Source organism: Micromonospora polyrhachis, from assembly GCF_014203835.1.
GTDB classification, from domain to species: domain Bacteria; phylum Actinomycetota; class Actinomycetes; order Mycobacteriales; family Micromonosporaceae; genus Micromonospora_H; species Micromonospora_H polyrhachis.
In genome coordinates, this window is sequence record NZ_JACHJW010000001.1 from 4,902,358 (window position 1) to 4,918,607 (window position 16,250).

Below are 16,250 nucleotides of genomic sequence, written 5' to 3' on the forward strand. Positions count from 1 at the left end.
CTGACGGGGAATCGGCGGGCGCGATGGATGGTGGCGGGGATGGCCGGGGCGGTCGTGCTACTGGCGTCGGCGGCCGGGTACGCCCTGACCCGTACGGAACCGCTGCCGACCGGGTCGGATCCGGTCGCTTGGGTGGACCGGGGGGAGGTCGTGCTGGCGGTGGCGACGACCGGGGTGCTCCAGCCCGCCCAGACCCGTAGCCTCGGGTTCCGTGCGGCGGGCAAGGTCAGCGAGATCCGGGTACGGCCGGGCGACGAGGTGAGTGCCGGCCAGGTGTTGGCGCGCATCGATGCCGCCACCGTCCAGGACCGGGTGGTCTCCGCCCGGGAGGCGCTTGGCGAGGCGGAGGCAGACCTGGTCAAGGCCGGGAAGACCACGAATGGTCAGTCCCAGTCGGGCGGAGACTGTGGCGGCACCGGCGGTAGCGGCACCAGTGCTGATACCGGCAGCAGCACCAGCGGCACCGGCGCTGGCAGCGGCGGTACCAGCGGCGTCGGCGTTGGCGTCGGCGTGGCGGGTGCGACCCCTACCGCGACGGCCGTTCCGCCGGCAAGCGCCACGACGAGCCCGACCGTCGGCCCATCCGGTCACCCCAGTCGGTCCACCCAATCCGATCAGCCGAGCAGGCCGGCCGGGGGCACCGGTCAGAGCTGTGCCAGCCGTACCGGTCAGTCGGGCGATGGGGGGACCGATGCCGTACTGCGGGCGCAGCAGCGGGTGACCGCGGCCAAGCTCGTCCTCGCGGAGGCGGAGGAGACGCTGGCCGGCACCACGATCACCGCACCGATCTCGGGCAAGGTGCTCATCGTGGCGGGCGTGGTCGGCAGCACCGTCGGTAGTGGCAGCGCGTTCATCACCCTGGGCGACGTCGGCGGCATGGCGGTCGCGGCGAGTTTCCCCGAGGCCGACGCCGGTCAGCTGGTCACCGGTCTGGCTGCGACCGTGACGCTGGGCGACCGCCCGGGAGAGGAGTTCACGGCGCGGGTCACCCAGGTCGATCCGGTCGGCACCGTCAGTGGCCAGATGGTCCGATACGGTGTTCTGGTCAACTTCGACCAGGTCCCTACGGACGTGCTGGTCGGGCAGAGCGCCAACGTCCGCGTAAAGATCAAGTCTGTGGCGGGTGCGCTGCGGGTGCCGTCCTCGGCGGTCCGGCTCGGCACCGACCCCGCTACCGCAACCGTGCTGGTCCGTACCCCCGGTGGTGACGAGCAGCGGCAGGTCACCGTCGGTCAGCGGGGCGACCAGTACCTCGAAGTCACCTTCGGCCTCAGCGAAGGCGACCAGATCGTCGCCAGTTGGTGATGCCAAGCTGAATCACATGGGATTCCTAGCTGGCTCCCAGCCGGTTCCGATAGGGATGTGCGCGGAGGGCACGGGCGAGGGGGCAGGCGGATGTGGCAACAGGCGGGCGAGTCGACCCGACGGGCGACCAGGGTACTGGTGGTGGACGACGAGCCCAACATCTGCGCGCTGCTGTCGGCGACACTACGACTGATCGACTTCGATGTGCGGGTCGCATCCGGCGGGTACGCGGCCCTTGCCGCTGCCGCCGAGTTCGAGCCGGACCTCGTGGTGCTCGACGTCATGATGCCCGATCTCGACGGGTTCGAGGTGGCCCGACGACTACGCGCCGAGCCGGCCCGGCAGTCCGTACCGGTGCTCTTCCTCACCGCCCGGGACGCGGTGGAGGACCGGATCTCCGGGCTGACCGTCGGGGCCGACGACTACGTCACCAAGCCGTTCAGCCTGGAGGAGGTGGTGCTGCGGATTCGCGCCATCCTTCGGCGCAGCCGGGTCGAGCCGGCCAGCGCGGTGCTCAGCTACGCCGACCTGGAACTGGACGAGGACGCGCACGAGGTACGTCGGGGCGGACGGCTGGTCGACCTGTCGCCCACCGAGTTCAACCTGTTGCGCTACCTCCTCGTCAACGCCGGCCGGGTGGTCAGCAAGGCGCAGATCCTGGACCGGGTGTGGAGTTACGACTTCGGTGGCGACGGACGGATCGTCGAGTCGTACGTCTACTACCTGCGCAAGAAGATCGACCGCTGGGACCCACCGCTGATCCACACCGTACGCGGATTCGGCTACGCCCTGCGGTTGCCGCGAACGGCCGACGAGTGACCAGGCGGTGGCGCGTCCCGATGCCGGTGCCCCGCCGCTGGGGGCACTGGACCCTGCGTTCCCGGCTGGTGGTCGTGATCGTCGCACTGGCCTCGGTTGCGTTGATCGCGGCAAACGTGGCGGGCTTGGTACTGCTGCGTTCGTATCTCGTCGAACGGGTCGACGAGCAGCTGCTGCGGGCGATCCGGCCGTACACCGGTAGCCCGCCCCCGGACTTCGGGCCGATCGTCCCGCGGACCAGCCGCCCACCGGGTGGGGGTCCGGGGCAGGCGGTACTGCTCCTGCGCCCGGACGGCACCGTGCTGTCCCAAACGACCTGGCCCGACGAACTCTCCCCGCCGAGTCTGGCCGGATTCGCCGAGCTGAGCCAGCGAGCCGACGAGCGACACCCGTTCACGGTCGCCGCCCAGGACGGGGACAGTAACTGGCGGGTGCTCGTGGAACGTACCGACGGCGGCGGGTTGGTCGCGTTGGCGCACTCCCTGCGCGACGTCGACGCCACCTCGGACGGCTTGTTGCTGATCGACGCGGCGGTGCTGCTGCTGGTGGTGCTGGTGCTCGGCCTCACCTCGGCGTCGATGGTGCGGATCGGACTGCGTCCGCTCACCCGGATGGAGACGATCTCCGCGGAGATCACCGCGGGGGACCTGTCCCGCCGGGTCGAGGAGACCGATCCCCACACCGAGCCTGGCCGGCTCGGCATCGCGCTGAACACGATGCTCGACCGGATCGGTGCCGAGATGGTCGCGCGTACCGCCTCTGAGCAGCGACTACGGCAGTTCGTCGCGGATGCCTCGCACGAGTTGCGTACGCCGCTCACCTCGATCCGGGGGTTCGCCGAGCTCTACCGCCGGGGCGGTGCGCCACCCGGCCCGCTGCTGGACGAGACGATGGGACGGATCGAGGGCGAGGCGGCCCGGATGGGCGAACTCGTCGAGGACCTGCTGGTGCTGGCCCGGCTCGACCTGCAACGCCCGATGAGACATCGCCCGGTCGACCTGCTGGCGATTGCCGCGGACACGATCCGGGACGCGTACGCCCGGGTGCCGGACCGGCCGGTCAAGCTGGCGGCCTTCGGCCCCGACGATGGCGGTTTCGAGCCGGTCACCGTGCTCGGGGACGAGCACCGGCTTCGCCAGGTGGCGACGAACCTGGTCGCCAACGCACTGCGGCATACGCCGGAGGGGACTCGCATCACGGTACGGGTGGGTCGGTTGCCGGCGACCGCAGCGCGGACGAAACCGGCTGCGGTCGCCGGTGCCCAGCCCGAATGGGCAGCCGGTAGTGAGTCCGGATGGGCGGAGCGTGCCGGCGACCTGGCGGTGCTGGAGGTCGAGGACGACGGTCCAGGTATTCCGGCCGAGCACGCTGCCCGGATCTTCGAGCGGCTCTACCGGGTCGACCCGAGTCGTACCCGTAGCCCTGGCGTCGGCTCCGGGCTCGGTCTCTCCATCGTGGCGGCGATTGTGCAGAGCCATGGTGGACGGGTCGAACTCGTCACCGGCGAGGGCCGTGGTTCGGTGTTCCGGGTCCTGCTGCCGACCGGGCGTCAGCCCGACTTCCCGCCGACGGGGAGGCCGCACGGCGGCACGCCGGCCGAGGACGACCGGGTCGACGACGGGTCCTGTGGTTCCCAGCCGGCTCCGAGGTAACCCCGGGTCTGCTCCGAGCCGGACGGGGCAGGCTGGCGTACATGCCGGTGCGACGTCTGTTCTCAGCGCGCCGCCCATTGGTGGTTGTCAACGTCGTACTTGGTTTGGCGATCGTCGGCGGTGGGTTGTGGGCCTATTTCTCATTCGTTCGACCTGAGTCGAGTTCCGCAGGGGACAGCGGTGCGGCCCGGACCATCGCGGTGGCGCAGGGGACGGTGACGGCCAGCGTCTCCGCCTCCGGGTCGGTACGGAGTGCCTCGACCGCCAGCGCGGCCTTCGTCACCTCCGGCACGGTCACCGAGATCCGGGTCAAGGTGGGCGATCTGGTCAGCAAGGGCGCGGTGCTGGCCAAGGTGGATCCCACGGTGACGAACCGCCGGCTCGAAGCGGCCAAGGCGGACCTGGTCGCGGCCCGGGCGGCGCTCAGCCGGGCGGAGGCCGCCGGTGGGGACACCAGCACCGCCGAAGCCCAGGTGACCAGCGCCAGGCTGGCGGTCACCGAGGCCGAGGACGCGGTGGCCAGAACCGTGTTGACGGCCCCCATGACCGGCACGGTGGTCGCGGTCAATGGCAGCATCGGAGGCTCCTCCGGCGGTGGATCCGGTACCTCGGGTGGATCGTCGAGCGGCGGTGGTAGCCAGGGGAGCGGATCCTCCGGTGGCTCGTCGGGTGGTAGCCAGGGGAGCGGATCCTCGGGCGGGTTCATCGAACTGGCCGACCTGACGAAGCTGGAGATCTCCGCGTCGGTCGCCGAAGCCGACGCCACCAAGCTGAAGGCCGACCAGGCGGCGACGGTGAGCTGGAACGCGCTTACCGGCGTGACCGCCACCGCCAAGGTGGTCTCGATCGATCCCAACGCCACCACCGTGAACAGCGTCGTCACCTATGGCGTGGTGCTCCGCCTGGACACCCTGCCCGACGGTGTCCGGGCCGGCCAGACGGTCCAGGTGTCGGTGACCGTCGGCCGGGTGGAGAACGTCGTCTACGTCAACTCGGCGGCACTCACCACGACCGGTAACCGGCACACCGTCACCGTGCTGACGAACGGCCAGCAGGAGACCCGGTCGGTCCAGGTCGGCCTGATCGGCGACCAGGCGGTGGAGATCAAGTCGGGTCTTCAGGCCGGTGAGCAGGTGGTTCTTAAATCCTCCTCGACCAGCACCAGCGGTGGCAGCGGCAGCCAGCCCGGCGGCGGCCTTCCCGCAGGTGGTGGCTTCCCCGGTGGCGGCCAGCCCGGTGGCGGTTCGCGAGGTGGGCGATGACCTCCCCGTTCGGTCCGCGGGCCGACCAACTCGCCGCCGACCGTCCGGTGCTCGACCGGCCCGTTGCCGACAGTCCGGCAATCGACCGGCTCGCCGCCGGGCGTCCGGTGCTCGACGTCCGCCGGCTCACCAAGGTGTACGGCGAGGGCGAGGCCGCGGTGCACGCGCTGCGCGGCGTCTCCGCTGTCGTCGAACGTGGTGACTACGTAGCGATCATGGGATCGTCGGGCTCCGGCAAGTCCACGCTGATGCACATCCTCGGCTGTCTGGACGTGCCGAGCAGCGGACAATACCTCCTGGACGGGCTGGACGTCAGCCAGCTCAACGACCGGCAGTTGGCCCTGGTCCGAAACCGGCGGATCGGGTTCGTCTTCCAGTCGTTCAACCTGATCGCCCGTAGCAGCGCGGTGGCCAACGTCGAGCTGCCGCTGGCGTACGCCGGGGTGAAGGGTGCCGAGCGGCGTCGGCGGGCACTGGCCGCGTTGGACCTGGTCGGCCTGGCCGACCGGGCCGACCACGAGCCCAATCAGCTCTCCGGTGGCCAGCAGCAGCGGGTGGCGGTGGCCCGGGCCCTGGTGACCGAGCCGGCACTGGTGCTGGCCGACGAGCCCACCGGAAACCTGGACAGCCGGTCCACCGCGGACGTGTTGGCCATCTTCGACGACCTGAACGCGGCCGGTCGGACCATCGTGTTGATCACCCATGAGACGGAGGTGGGGGAGCGGGCGAAGCGGCTGATCAAGCTCTTCGACGGGCAGATCTCCTCCGACGTACGCCAGGACCGGGCCGGGCGGCACACGGTCCGCTCGGCCGAGCAGCCGACGATGCGGCTGGAGCGGATCTCGTGAGCTTCTTCGAGATCCTGCGGTTCGCCGTCCGGGGAGTGACCGCCAACAAGCTGCGCTCGGCGTTGACGATGCTCGGGGTCCTGATCGGAGTCGGGGCGGTGATCCTGCTCGTCGCGGTGGGCAACGGCTCGGCCAAGCAGATCACCGACCGGATCGCCGCACTGGGCAGCAACACCATCACCGTGCAGAGCACATCCCGGGGCGGTAGCAGCAGCACGGCGATCACCGTCGAGATCGCCAACGCCCTGAAGGACCCGGTGCTGGCCCCGGACGTGAAATCGGTGTCCCCGGTGGTTACCGCGTCGACGACCCTCACGTACCAGGGAGCCGACCATTCGGTCCAGCAGTTCCTGGGCAGCTACCCGACGTACTTCGTGGCGACGAACACGCCCGTCGGCCGAGGGGCGACCTTCAGCGCGGCCGACGTCGACCGGGGACGGCGGGTGGTGGTGATCGGGCAGACCGTCGCCGAGGAACTGTTCCCCGACACCGACCCGATCGGCAAGGAGTTGACCGCCGGTGGCGCGCTCTTCACCGTGGTCGGCGTACTGCGGGAGAAGAGTTCCTCGTCCGGGTTCCAGGACGCCAACGACGTGGTCGTCGCGCCGCTGACCGCCGTGCAGCAGACCCTGACCGGGTACGGCGCGGTCAGCTCGGTCATCGTCGAGGCGGCCAGCTCGGCCAAGGTCTCCGCTGCCGAGGCGCAGGTCGCGACGATCCTCGACCAGCGGCTCAAGGTCGCCACGACCGGTACGGGAAGCCGGGTCGGATCGGGAGCTGGATCGGCTGGCCGGGGCGGCTCGGGAAGCGGGTCGAGTTCGTCGCCGTACCGGATCCAGAACGCGGCCCAACTGTTGGAGACCCAGACCGAGACCGCCCAGACCTTCACCGTGCTGCTCGGTGCGGTGGCCGGTATCAGTCTGCTGGTCGGCGGCATCGGGATCACCAACATCATGCTGGTCACGGTGACCGAACGGACCCGGGAGATCGGCATTCGCAAGGCACTGGGCGCGCCGCGTCGGGTGATCCTCACCCAGTTCCTGGCCGAGGCGACCATGTTGAGCCTGGTCGGGGGCGGGCTGGGCGTGGCGGCTGCCCTGATCGGCAGTCAGTTCACCATCGTCGGCGTCACGCCGGTCATCGTCCCGAGTTCGATCGTGTTGGCACTGGGCGTCTCCGTCGCGATCGGGCTCTTCTTCGGCAGCGTTCCGGCCAGCCGGGCTGCCCGACTTCGGCCGATCGACGCCCTACGTTACGAATGATCCCGGGGAACGACATGACGGAAACAGTTGAGCCGGACCGCCGGGCCGCCGAGGTGCAGGGGGACCCGGACGGGGACGGGTTGGCCGCGCAGATCGCCGCTGCGGCCGGCCGGCGCTGGTGGAACCGGTGGACGCTCTGCCTGGGGGCGGTGGTGCTGTTACTGGCCGGCTTCATGATCGGCGTACAGGTGCAGAAGTCGTACGGCGAGCCGGCTGCCCCGGCCGGTCGGACCGCTGCCGGCCCCGGACAACGTGGTGGCACGGGGCAGGGCGGCTTCCCGGGTGGCGCCGGTCAACCCAGTGGCGCAGCCGGTGCCGGCCAGCCCGGTGCCGGCACCCGGCCGACGGGGGCAGCCTCCGGCACGACCCCGTCCACCACCACCGGCACGGTCAAGCTGGTGGACGGCACGACCATCTACGTGCAGACCGCCGACGGGACCGTGCTCACGGTCCGGACCGGCACGGACACCACGATCCGGATCGCCCGGGACGGCACCCTGAAGGAACTCAAGGCCGGTGACCCGGTCACTGTGGAAGGGCCGAGTACGGCCGGCACCGTCACCGCGACCAGTGTCACCGGTCAGGGCAGGTGATCGGCCGGGGAGATGTCGGCGGTGACATGCGGCGTCGGTCGGTTCGTACGACGTCGGTGGTCGCCGTGGTCGACGAGATCGAGACGCCTCGGCATCGCCGTACCCGGGTTGCGATCTTCGACTGACCGGCGTGCTGAGCGTCAACCGACCGGTGTGCTGAGCGTCAACCGACCAGCGGGCGGAACGTGCCCAGCAGGATGCTGACGGCGAGCGCTGCCCCGGCCAGGACCGCCGCCCCGACGATCAGCGCCGTGTCGGCAACGGTGAAGTGTTGCCGGCGGGCGGTGGTTCGGGGCGTACCGGCGTCGAAGCCGCGCGCGTCCATCGCGGTGGCCAGCCGGGTGCCGCGCCGGATCGCGCCGACCAGCAGGGCGAACGCGGTCGAGACGAACAGCCGTAGCTTCGCCAGCGGGTTACGACCGGCATCCACGCCTCGGGCCCGACGGGCCATACTGATCATCTGCCACTCCGCCGCCAGCAGCGGCACCAGCCGGAACGCCGCCAAGGCGCCGATCGCGAAGCGGGCCGGTGCCTTGGCATTCTGGATCAGCGCGTCGGCCAGGTCGGTCGGATCAGTGGTGGTGAAGACCAGTACACCGGGGAGGGCCACCGCGATCATGCGCAGGGCCAGCCCCAGGGCGGTGGCCAGCACACCGGTGGTGACCACGATCGGCCCGGCGGTGACCAGGACCGGGCCAGTGCGCTCGGCCGCGAAGAGCACCATGGTCAGCACGATGCCCAGGGCACTGGCCAGTACCGGCCAGGCCCGTCGGGCCAGTACGCCGTAGCGGATGCCGAACAGCGGCAGCACCGCCAGTTCGATCGCGATGGCCACCGCCGGAGCGACCGGGTCGACCGTGGCGATCAGGGTGAACGAGAAGAGCAGCGCGGCGGCGAGCTTGGCGACCGGGTTGCGCCGGGCCAGCACGGCGTCGGTCACCGCGATCGGGGAAACGGGATTCACGATGCGCCCCCGGTGGCCGATGGGTCCGGGATGGCCCCGTCCAGGGTCACGGTCTGGTCCAGCGTCGGGGCAGCTCGGTCCAGGGTCACGGTCTGGTCCAGCGTCGGGGCAGCTCGGTCCAGTGTCACGGTCCGGTCGGCCAGCGCGGCGACGAAGTCGGCGTCGTGGGTGACGGTGACCAAGCCGTGCCCGGCGTCGCGTAGCTCGGCGAGCAGGTCCACCAGCTCGATCCAGGTGCGTCGGTCCTGACCGAAGGTGGGCTCGTCCAGGACGAGCAGGCGGGGAGCGGTGGCCAGGGCGGTCGCCACGCTCAGCCGCCGGGCCTCACCCCCGGACAGGGTGTACGGGTTGGCCCCGGCGAGCCGGTCCAGCCGGAGCCGGACCAGCAGGTCGTCCACGGTGGACCTGATGGCTTCGGGAGGTTGCCCGATCCGGCGGGGACCGAGCGCCAACTCGTCGAAGACGGTGCTGGTGACGAACTGGTGCTCCGGGTCCTGGAACACCGACCCGATCCGGCGGGCCAGTACGGGTGCCCGCCAGCGGTGCGGCGCGCCCTCCTCCCGACCGGACAGCCGACCTTTTCGACCCGTGCGCTCGGCCAGGCTGTCTGCCCGCCCGGCCAGTTCCGGGGTAGCCACCACCCGGCCGGTGCCCGGCTTGAGCAGGCCGCCCAGCAGCAGGGCCAGGGTGGACTTGCCCACGCCGTTGGGTCCCAGTACGGCGAGCGCCTCGCTGGCGCGTACGGTCAGATCGGTTGCGGCCAGCCGGGGTGGCAGGCCGAGCCGTTCAGCGGTGAGTAAGGGGTCGCCAGCGGTCGTGCCGGTGGTCCGACGGGACGGCGTCGGCCGGCCGGGGATCCAGACCCCCGCCTCGGCCAGCGCGGTGCCGTGCCGGGCGAAGACCTCCTCGGGGGAGCCGTCGGCGCGTACCCCGCCGCCCGGTTCCAACACCACCACCCGGTCGACCAGCGGCAGTGCCTCGGCGACCCGGTGTTCGACCAGGATCAGCGTGGTGTCCCGGTCCACCGCCCGGGCGATGGTCGCCCGGACCAGATCCGCGCCGACCGGGTCGAGGTTGGCGGTGGGCTCGTCGAGCAGCAGCAGGCTCGGCCGCAGGGCGAGGGTCCCGGCGAGGGCGAGCCGCTGTTGTTCCCCGCCGGAGAGTGCGGCGGTGGGCCGGTCCCGCAAGTAGGGAAAGCCGACCCGACGCAGCGCCTCATCCACCCGGGGCCAGATCTCCTCGGCCGGTACGCCCCGGTTCTCCAGCCCGAAGGCGACGTCGTCACCGGAGCGGGCCATGACGAGTTGGGTGGCCGGGTCCTGGAAGACGATGCCGACCCGTTCCCGGGCCTTGCGCGGGTCCAGTCCGTCGACCTTGACCGTGCCGGCCTGCTCTCCGGAGTCCTCGGCGAGCAAGCCGGCGAGCGCGGCGAGCAGGGTGCTCTTGCCGGCGCCCGACGGGCCCAGCAGCAGCACCCGCTCGCCGTGTTCGATGCGCAGGTCGACGTCGCGTACCGCCCAGGCCTTTCGCCCGGCGTGCCGCCAGCCGAACCCGCGCAACTCGACCGCGCTCATGCTCTTCCCGCTCCTTCCGCCCCGTTGATCATGAAATTATTGACGGAATATCGCCGTCTTCCGGGTGATAACTTCATGATCAACGAGGATGGGTGGGCTAGATGGCGGTGCGCTCGCGGCCGGCGGGGAACCGGTCCAGCACCCCGGTCCGGGCCAGCGCCCGGGTCAGCAGCCAGCCCCCGACCCCGGCCACCACCGCTGCGCTGATGATCGTCGCCACCGCGTACGGGATCCGGTACGACCAGAGCGCGGTCTTGACGTTCCACACGAAGAAGTCGAACAGCGACGCGCTCAGACCGGTCATGGCACCCGCGAACACCGCCGTCGGCAGCTTGAACGAGCGGTAACGCAGCGCGGCGAAGGCCAGTTCCGCACCGATGCCCTGGACCAGGCCCTGTGGGATGACCGTGCCGCTCCACTGGGTGCCGAGCAGGGCGGAGACGATCGCGGCCACGGTCTCGGTGTAGAGCGCCGCACCGGGCTTACGGATGATCAGCCCACCCAGCACCGCCGGCACCAACCAGATGCCGTAGAGCAGGGACTGGGCGGGTGGGAAGAAGGCGAAGGCCGCGTCGGTGGCGCTCCAGACGTAGCCCCAGGCCCAGAAGACCACGCCGAACGCGACGGCGATGACCGAGGCGACGACGACATCGACCGTACGCCATCGGTGGTTGTCGGGTTGTGTCATGTTGTTGGCTCCCAGTCCCGTTGCATGAACCAGGAGAAGACGCACGCCGAGCCCGGAACTACGGACTACGGCGCGGCTGGAGGTGTGACCGAGCTCCCTGCGCTGGCATTACCCAGATCAGGTTCGAGGGTCTGCGGTTGCCCGCACTCTCAGCGCTGTGCGCTCCCCTGTCGGAGGTGAAGTTGTGTCGCAGACGCTAGCACCAACCTGCACCCGGGCACAGTGCCCGACTGCCGGGTGTGGTGGTGCCCACCCGGGTTCGGGTTAGGGTGAGCTGCCCGCCTGAGCATCGAGCGATGGCCCGCGCCACCACACCGGGCGGAAGGGACTGACTGCCGTGACGGCCCCCGACCGCGCTCCCGTCGGTCGCGCCCCGACGGGCGATGAGATCGACTGGACGATCGACGTGGCCCCGTCGACGACCGCGCCGGCCAGGCCAACCATCGAGCCGGCTGCACCACACCGACGTCGGCGTCCCGGTGCTGGGCGGGACCACTCGGTCGAGGTACTGGCCGTACTGATGATCCTGTTGGTTCTCTTCCGAGAACCGTTGGGCAACGCCATCGCCGACCCGCGACTACAGACCTGGACCACGGTCTTCGTCTCGGTGATGGTGCAGGCGGTACCGTTCCTCGTCTTCGGCGTCGTGCTCTCCGCCGTGATCGCGGTCTTCGTACCCCGGTCATTCTGGGCCAAGGCGTTGCCTCGTCATCCGGCGCTGGCCGTACCGGTGGCGAGCTGCGCGGGCGTGGTGCTGCCCGGATGCGAGTGCGGGTCGGTGCCGATCGCCGGGTCACTCATCCGGCGCGGCGTCACCCCGGCCGCCGCCCTGGCGTTCCTGCTCGCCGCCCCGGCGATCAACCCGATCGTGCTGGCCGCCACCGCCGTCGCCTTCCCCAACAACCCCGAGCTGGTCGCCGCCCGGGCCGGGGCGAGCCTGGTCGTCGCCATGGTCATGGGCTGGCTCTGGCTACGCCTCGGGCGTACCGAGTGGATCAAGCTGCCGTACCGGCCCGACCTGGACGACCAGTCGAAGGGACGCGCGTTCTGGGCGGCGGTCCGGCACGACGTCGTACACGCGGGTGGTTTCCTCGTCCTCGGCGCGATGGCCGCCGCCAGCATCAACGTGCTGGTGCCGGAACGGTGGTTGCAGAGCCTCGCCGACCAGCCGGTGCTTTCGGTGCTGGCGCTCGCCGTGCTGGCGGTGTTGTTGTCGATCTGTTCGGAGGCCGACGCCTTCGTGGCTGCCTCGCTGTCACAGTTCTCGCTGACCGCCCGACTGACGTTCCTGGTCGTCGGCCCGATGGTCGACCTCAAGCTGATTTCCATGCAGGCCGGGGTCTTCGGTCGCCGGTTCGCCTTCCGGTTCGCGCCGACAACCTTCGTCGTCGCGGTCGGAGTCTCGGTCGGGGTGGGAGCGGTGGTCCTGTCATGAACAGAGCGGTGGTCCGGCCATGAACAAGCAGGCGCAGGCGGTCGTGCTGCTGCTGCTCGGTGGGGCGGTGGTCAAGGCCAGCCTCACCGACATGTACCTGCGGTACGTCAAGGAGGGGTTGCGGCCCTTCCTGATCGCCGCCGGGATCCTGCTGGTGGTCGCCGCGGTGATGACCCTGGTTCACGACCTGCGCGGACCGGCCCGATCCGCCAGCACCGGCCCAGCCGGCCCAGCCGGCGCAGCCGATCCCGCCGCCCCAGCCGGCGCAGCCGATCCCGCCGCCCCAGCCGGCGCAGCCGATCCCGCCGCCCCAGCCGATCCCGCCGGCACCGACGACCACGGGCACGACCACGGCGGTACGGGGCACCACGAACCCCGGATCGGCTGGCTGCTGATCCTGCCGGTGCTCGGTCTGCTGCTGATCGCCCCACCGGCGCTCGGCTCGTTCGCGGCCGGACAGGCTGGCACCGCCCTGTCCAGCCAGCAGGTGTCCTCCGACTATCCGCCGCTGCCGGAGGGCGACCCGGTGCAGGTCAGCCTGCTCGACTACGCGTCCCGGGCGCTGTTCGACAAGGGCGTGTCGATCGGCGACCGGCGAGTGAAACTCACCGGCTTCCTCGCCACCGGGCCGAACGGTGAGCCGATCCTGGCGCGCATGATCCTCTCCTGCTGCGCCGCCGACGGCCGTCCGATCAAGCTCGGAATGGCCGGCGATCCACCGACCGGGCTGGCCCCGGACACCTGGGTGGAGGTGGTCGGCCGTTACACCGACCAGACTGGCACCGACCCGGTCAACGACGAGACCATCCCGTACCTGACGGTCGAGTCCTGGCGGCAGGTCACCCCGCCAAAGAACCCGTACGAGTAGAGGTCGGCGACGCGTCGGGGAAGGTCCGGCGGGTCGCCCCGGAATTCAACAACACCGGTCCCTGGGGACGGTTGACCGCTCCGTACGGTCGACGGTAGCCGGATGGCCCACTGGGAGCACATGACCGTCCTCCGCCGAGGAGCCACCGCTGACCGAGACCGATGCCCGACAGGAGACCCATGGATCAGCTCAGCCGCCGCGCCCGTGACCTCGGGATCGTCGTCGGGCCAATACCCACCGGAGAGCACAACGCGATCACCGACGTGCCCGGGGTCCTGGTCGGGCACACCACCCTCGACGACGGTGCCGACCTGCACACCGGGGTCACCGCCGTCGTGCCGAGCCAACTCGGTCCCGGACGGTGGACCCTGCCGGCCGCCGTGTACACCGGCAACGGTTACGGGAAACTCGTCGGTTCGACCCAGGTGGACGAACTCGGCGTACTGGAGTCACCGATCGTCCTGACCGCCACGCTGTCGGTGTTCCGGGCGGCTGACGCGCTGCTGGGTCATCTGATGGAGCGCCGGCCGGACGGCGTGTCGTTCAACCCGCTGGTGGGCGAGACGAACGACGGGCACCTCTCGGACATCCGCCGTCGCCCGATCAGCGCGGAGCACGTGCTCACCGCCATCGCCGGGGCATCCGACGGGCCTCCGGCGGAGGGCTGCGTCGGGGCCGGCACCGGCACTACCGCCCTGGGCTTCAAGGCCGGCATCGGCACCTCGTCCAGGACGGTACGGCTGGCCGACGGATCGGCGACCGTCGGTGTCCTGGTCCAGGCCAATTTCGGCGGGGTGCTGACCGTCCTCGGTGTACCGCAGCCAGTCGACGAGCTGATCCCGGCCGTCGACCGGACCGAACCACCCGGCAACTCGTGCATGATCGTGGTGGCCACCGACGTTCCCCTGGACGCCCGGCAGCTTGGCCGGCTCGCCCGGCGGGCGGTCTTCGCGATGGCCCGGGTCGGGGCGTCGTACAGCAACGGAAGCGGTGACTATGCGGTCGCGTTCAGTACGGCGGGCCCTGATCGGCCGGTGATCCCGGACAGCGAGATCGACCCGGTCTTCGCCGCCGTGCTGGACGCGGTCGAGGAGGCACTGCTCAACTCGCTCTTTACCGCCGTCACCACCACGGGTGTGGGGGGCCGGACCAGTCATGCCGTTCCGCACGACGCGGTGCTCCGACGGTTGTCCGCAGCCGGCCGACTCGGGGCACGTGCCTGACTTTCCGCGGTGCGGCGACGACCGGGTCGGGTGCGACGCGTTGATCTAGTTGGTGCTCGTGTGTGACGGTAGTTCGGCATCCTGTCCTCGCGGGGTGGGAAAACGAATCCTCGCCGGGTCGGGATACGAATCCTCGCCGGGTCGGGAACGAAGACAGCAGCACGAACAGAGGTCGGAGGACGCATGACACTCAGCGCCGAGGGCTACCTTTCGGTCGTCACCGAGACGATCGCCCGGGTCTCGACGGAGCAGCGGGACGCGGTACGCCAAGCCGCTGACCTGATCACCGAGACGTTGCGCGCCGACGGCGTGATCCACGCCTTCGGCACCGGACACTCGGAGGCGCTGGCGATGGAGATCGCCGGCCGGGCCGGGGGACTGGTCCCGACCAACCGGATCGCGCTGCGGGACGTGGTGCTCTACGGTGGCGAGCCGGCGAGCACCCTCGGCCCCACGCTGGAACGGGACCCGGCGGCCGTCAAGCGACTCTACGAACTCGCGCCGGTGGCACCGCAGGATATCTTCGTGGTGGCCTCCAACTCCGGGGTCAACGGCTCGATCGTGGAGTTCGCCCTGCTGGTGAAGGAGCGCGGCCACAAGCTGATCGCGATCACCTCTCGGGACCACTCGTCCCGGGTGGACTCTCGCCACCCGTCCGGCCGGAAGCTCAGCGAGATCGCCGACGTGGTGCTGGACAACGGTGCCCCGTACGGGGATGCGACCCTGCCGCTGCCCGGGGGCGGTGCGGTGGGTGCGGTGTCGTCGATCACCGCCGCCCTGCTCGCCCAGCAGATCGTGGTCGAGGTGGTCGCTCAGCTGGTCGAGGCGGGTGAGACCCCACCGGTCTACCTGTCGGCCAACATCCCGGCCGGCGACGCGCACAACAACGCGCTGGAGGAGCGGTACGCGGGTCGGATCCGGCGCGGCGCCTGAGCCGGTCCGGCGTTGATCCGTTGCCACGGCACCTGAGTCGGTCCGGTGTTGAGCCGCTGCCACCGCGCCGCCTGAGCCTGCCTGTCCGCCCGATGTGCCAACCTGCGCGGATCCACGTTTTGCCGGCGCGTCGGGCGGGCAAACACCGCCGCGACCCCGGGTGGCTCGTACCGCCCGAACCGCCCCGGAGCCGGAGGTGACCAGCGTGTCGAGGGAAACTGACAGGCAGCGATGGCAGCGGAACTTCGCCGATCTGCTACAGGAGCTACGAGTCGCGCAGACCGGTGTCCAGATCCTCTTCGCCTTCCTGTTGACCCTGCCGTTCAGTGCCGGCTTCGAGGACACCACCGCGTTCCAGAAGGACGTGTACGTGGTGGCGCTGCTCGCCGCCGCGGCGGCCACCGCGCTGATCATTTCGCCGGTCGCCTTCCACCGGGCACTGTTCCGGCAGGGGCGGAAACCGGAACTGGTCCGGTACGCGCACCGGATGGCCACCGGTGGGCTGACCTTCATGCTCATCGCCATGGTCAGCTCGGTCCTGCTGATCACCGACTTTGTGCTGCCTCCGGCGCTCGCGTTCGTGCTCAGTGGGTTTACCGCGATCTGGTTCCTGACCTTCTGGGCGGCGCTCCCGTTTGCCCGTCGACGCCGGTGGACCGACGACGATGACGAGGCAGACGAGTGGAAAGACCCTGAGGTGGCGGCCGGCGACTGACCTGCGGGCCACACGATATCCGTCGGTGTCGGCGGGACAGGTTGATCCAGCAACTTGATTTGGTGGGACTACCCCTGGGTAACACCGGCGGAGTAGCGTTGTCCCATAG

At 70.5% G+C, this 16,250-nt stretch carries 15 protein-coding genes and 1 riboswitch; of the genes, 12 read left to right on the forward strand and 3 right to left on the reverse strand.

What is annotated here, in order from left to right; translation table 11 throughout:
* Positions 1-39: 39 nt before the first annotated feature.
* The 7 genes from FHR38_RS21580 to FHR38_RS21610 all read left to right on the forward strand — a co-directional run bounded on the left by FHR38_RS21580 (position 40) and on the right by FHR38_RS21610 (position 7,741).
* A complete protein-coding gene (locus FHR38_RS21580) occupies positions 40-1,305 on the forward strand; it encodes an efflux RND transporter periplasmic adaptor subunit (protein WP_184536372.1) in 1,266 nt (421 codons plus the stop codon).
* 90 nt (positions 1,306-1,395) lie between these two features.
* The gene (locus FHR38_RS21585; protein ID WP_184536373.1) at positions 1,396-2,124 is read left to right on the forward strand and encodes a response regulator transcription factor; all 729 of its coding nucleotides are present in this window, start codon (positions 1,396-1,398) and stop codon (positions 2,122-2,124) included.
* Between the two features lie 20 nt (positions 2,125-2,144).
* A complete protein-coding gene (locus tag FHR38_RS21590) occupies positions 2,145-3,776 on the forward strand; it encodes a sensor histidine kinase (protein WP_184536374.1) in 1,632 nt (543 codons plus the stop codon).
* A gap of 41 nt (positions 3,777-3,817) precedes the next feature.
* Positions 3,818-5,038 carry an efflux RND transporter periplasmic adaptor subunit gene (locus tag FHR38_RS21595; RefSeq protein WP_184536375.1) on the forward strand — a complete coding sequence of 407 codons (1,221 nt, stop codon included), beginning with the start codon at positions 3,818-3,820 and terminating at the stop codon, positions 5,036-5,038.
* Entirely contained in the window at positions 5,035-5,886 is an 852-nt protein-coding gene (locus FHR38_RS21600) for an ABC transporter ATP-binding protein (RefSeq protein WP_184536376.1), read from the forward strand. The genes FHR38_RS21595 and FHR38_RS21600 overlap by 4 nt, the downstream gene beginning before the upstream one ends.
* Positions 5,883-7,148, forward strand: coding sequence for an ABC transporter permease (locus FHR38_RS21605; protein ID WP_184536377.1), 1,266 nt, complete (start codon positions 5,883-5,885; stop codon positions 7,146-7,148). The genes FHR38_RS21600 and FHR38_RS21605 overlap by 4 nt, the downstream gene beginning before the upstream one ends.
* A 14-nt stretch (positions 7,149-7,162) precedes the next feature.
* Positions 7,163-7,741 (forward strand): hypothetical protein, encoded by a 579-nt coding sequence (locus FHR38_RS21610; protein ID WP_184536378.1) that lies wholly within the window; start codon positions 7,163-7,165, stop codon positions 7,739-7,741.
* Between the two features lie 163 nt (positions 7,742-7,904).
* Here FHR38_RS21610 and FHR38_RS21615 read toward each other — a convergent pair whose 3' ends face one another.
* The 3 genes from FHR38_RS21615 to FHR38_RS21625 form a co-directional block, all read right to left on the reverse strand.
* Positions 7,905-8,705, reverse strand: coding sequence for an energy-coupling factor transporter transmembrane component T family protein (locus FHR38_RS21615; RefSeq protein WP_184536379.1), 801 nt, complete (start codon positions 8,703-8,705; stop codon positions 7,905-7,907).
* The gene (locus FHR38_RS21620) at positions 8,702-10,279 is read right to left on the reverse strand and encodes an ABC transporter ATP-binding protein (protein WP_184536380.1); all 1,578 of its coding nucleotides are present in this window, start codon (positions 10,277-10,279) and stop codon (positions 8,702-8,704) included. The genes FHR38_RS21615 and FHR38_RS21620 overlap by 4 nt, the downstream gene beginning before the upstream one ends.
* Before the next feature lie 97 nt (positions 10,280-10,376).
* Positions 10,377-10,967 carry an ECF transporter S component gene (locus FHR38_RS21625; RefSeq protein WP_184536381.1) on the reverse strand — a complete coding sequence of 197 codons (591 nt, stop codon included), beginning with the start codon at positions 10,965-10,967 and terminating at the stop codon, positions 10,377-10,379.
* Between the two features lie 76 nt (positions 10,968-11,043).
* Positions 11,044-11,146, reverse strand: a riboswitch (TPP riboswitch).
* A 158-nt stretch (positions 11,147-11,304) separates the two neighbouring features.
* Here FHR38_RS21625 and FHR38_RS21630 point away from each other — a divergent pair.
* From FHR38_RS21630 to FHR38_RS21650, 5 genes are all read left to right on the forward strand, one after another.
* Entirely contained in the window at positions 11,305-12,402 is a 1,098-nt protein-coding gene (locus FHR38_RS21630) for a permease (protein ID WP_376771422.1), read from the forward strand.
* 19 nt (positions 12,403-12,421) lie between these two features.
* Positions 12,422-13,270 carry a TIGR03943 family putative permease subunit gene (locus tag FHR38_RS21635; RefSeq protein ID WP_184536382.1) on the forward strand — a complete coding sequence of 283 codons (849 nt, stop codon included), beginning with the start codon at positions 12,422-12,424 and terminating at the stop codon, positions 13,268-13,270.
* A gap of 179 nt (positions 13,271-13,449) precedes the next feature.
* Positions 13,450-14,493: a P1 family peptidase gene (locus FHR38_RS21640; protein WP_184536383.1), complete on the forward strand. Its 1,044-nt coding sequence runs from the start codon at positions 13,450-13,452 to the stop codon at positions 14,491-14,493.
* 183 nt (positions 14,494-14,676) lie between these two features.
* Positions 14,677-15,426 carry a sugar isomerase domain-containing protein gene (locus tag FHR38_RS21645; protein ID WP_184536384.1) on the forward strand — a complete coding sequence of 250 codons (750 nt, stop codon included), beginning with the start codon at positions 14,677-14,679 and terminating at the stop codon, positions 15,424-15,426.
* A 205-nt stretch (positions 15,427-15,631) separates the two neighbouring features.
* Positions 15,632-16,141: a DUF6328 family protein gene (locus FHR38_RS21650; RefSeq protein ID WP_184536385.1), complete on the forward strand. Its 510-nt coding sequence runs from the start codon at positions 15,632-15,634 to the stop codon at positions 16,139-16,141.
* Positions 16,142-16,250 lie beyond the last annotated feature (109 nt).

What these genes read in the sequence shown, in the direction of transcription:
- FHR38_RS21580 (WP_184536372.1), top strand. Translation starts at nt 40, where the DNA reads ATGGCCGGGGCGGTCGTGCTACTGGCGTCGGCGGCCGGGTACGCCCTG.
- FHR38_RS21585 (WP_184536373.1), top strand. Translation starts at nt 1,396, where the DNA reads ATGTGGCAACAGGCGGGCGAGTCGACCCGACGGGCGACCAGGGTACTG.
- FHR38_RS21590 (WP_184536374.1), top strand. Translation starts at nt 2,145, where the DNA reads ATGCCGGTGCCCCGCCGCTGGGGGCACTGGACCCTGCGTTCCCGGCTG.
- FHR38_RS21595 (WP_184536375.1), top strand. Translation starts at nt 3,818, where the DNA reads ATGCCGGTGCGACGTCTGTTCTCAGCGCGCCGCCCATTGGTGGTTGTC.
- FHR38_RS21600 (WP_184536376.1), top strand. Translation starts at nt 5,035, where the DNA reads ATGACCTCCCCGTTCGGTCCGCGGGCCGACCAACTCGCCGCCGACCGT.
- FHR38_RS21610 (WP_184536378.1), top strand. Translation starts at nt 7,163, where the DNA reads ATGACGGAAACAGTTGAGCCGGACCGCCGGGCCGCCGAGGTGCAGGGG.
- FHR38_RS21620 (WP_184536380.1), bottom strand. Translation starts at nt 10,279, where the DNA reads ATGAGCGCGGTCGAGTTGCGCGGGTTCGGCTGGCGGCACGCCGGGCGA.
- FHR38_RS21625 (WP_184536381.1), bottom strand. Translation starts at nt 10,967, where the DNA reads ATGACACAACCCGACAACCACCGATGGCGTACGGTCGATGTCGTCGTC.
- FHR38_RS21635 (WP_184536382.1), top strand. Translation starts at nt 12,422, where the DNA reads ATGAACAAGCAGGCGCAGGCGGTCGTGCTGCTGCTGCTCGGTGGGGCG.
- FHR38_RS21640 (WP_184536383.1), top strand. Translation starts at nt 13,450, where the DNA reads ATGGATCAGCTCAGCCGCCGCGCCCGTGACCTCGGGATCGTCGTCGGG.
- FHR38_RS21645 (WP_184536384.1), top strand. Translation starts at nt 14,677, where the DNA reads ATGACACTCAGCGCCGAGGGCTACCTTTCGGTCGTCACCGAGACGATC.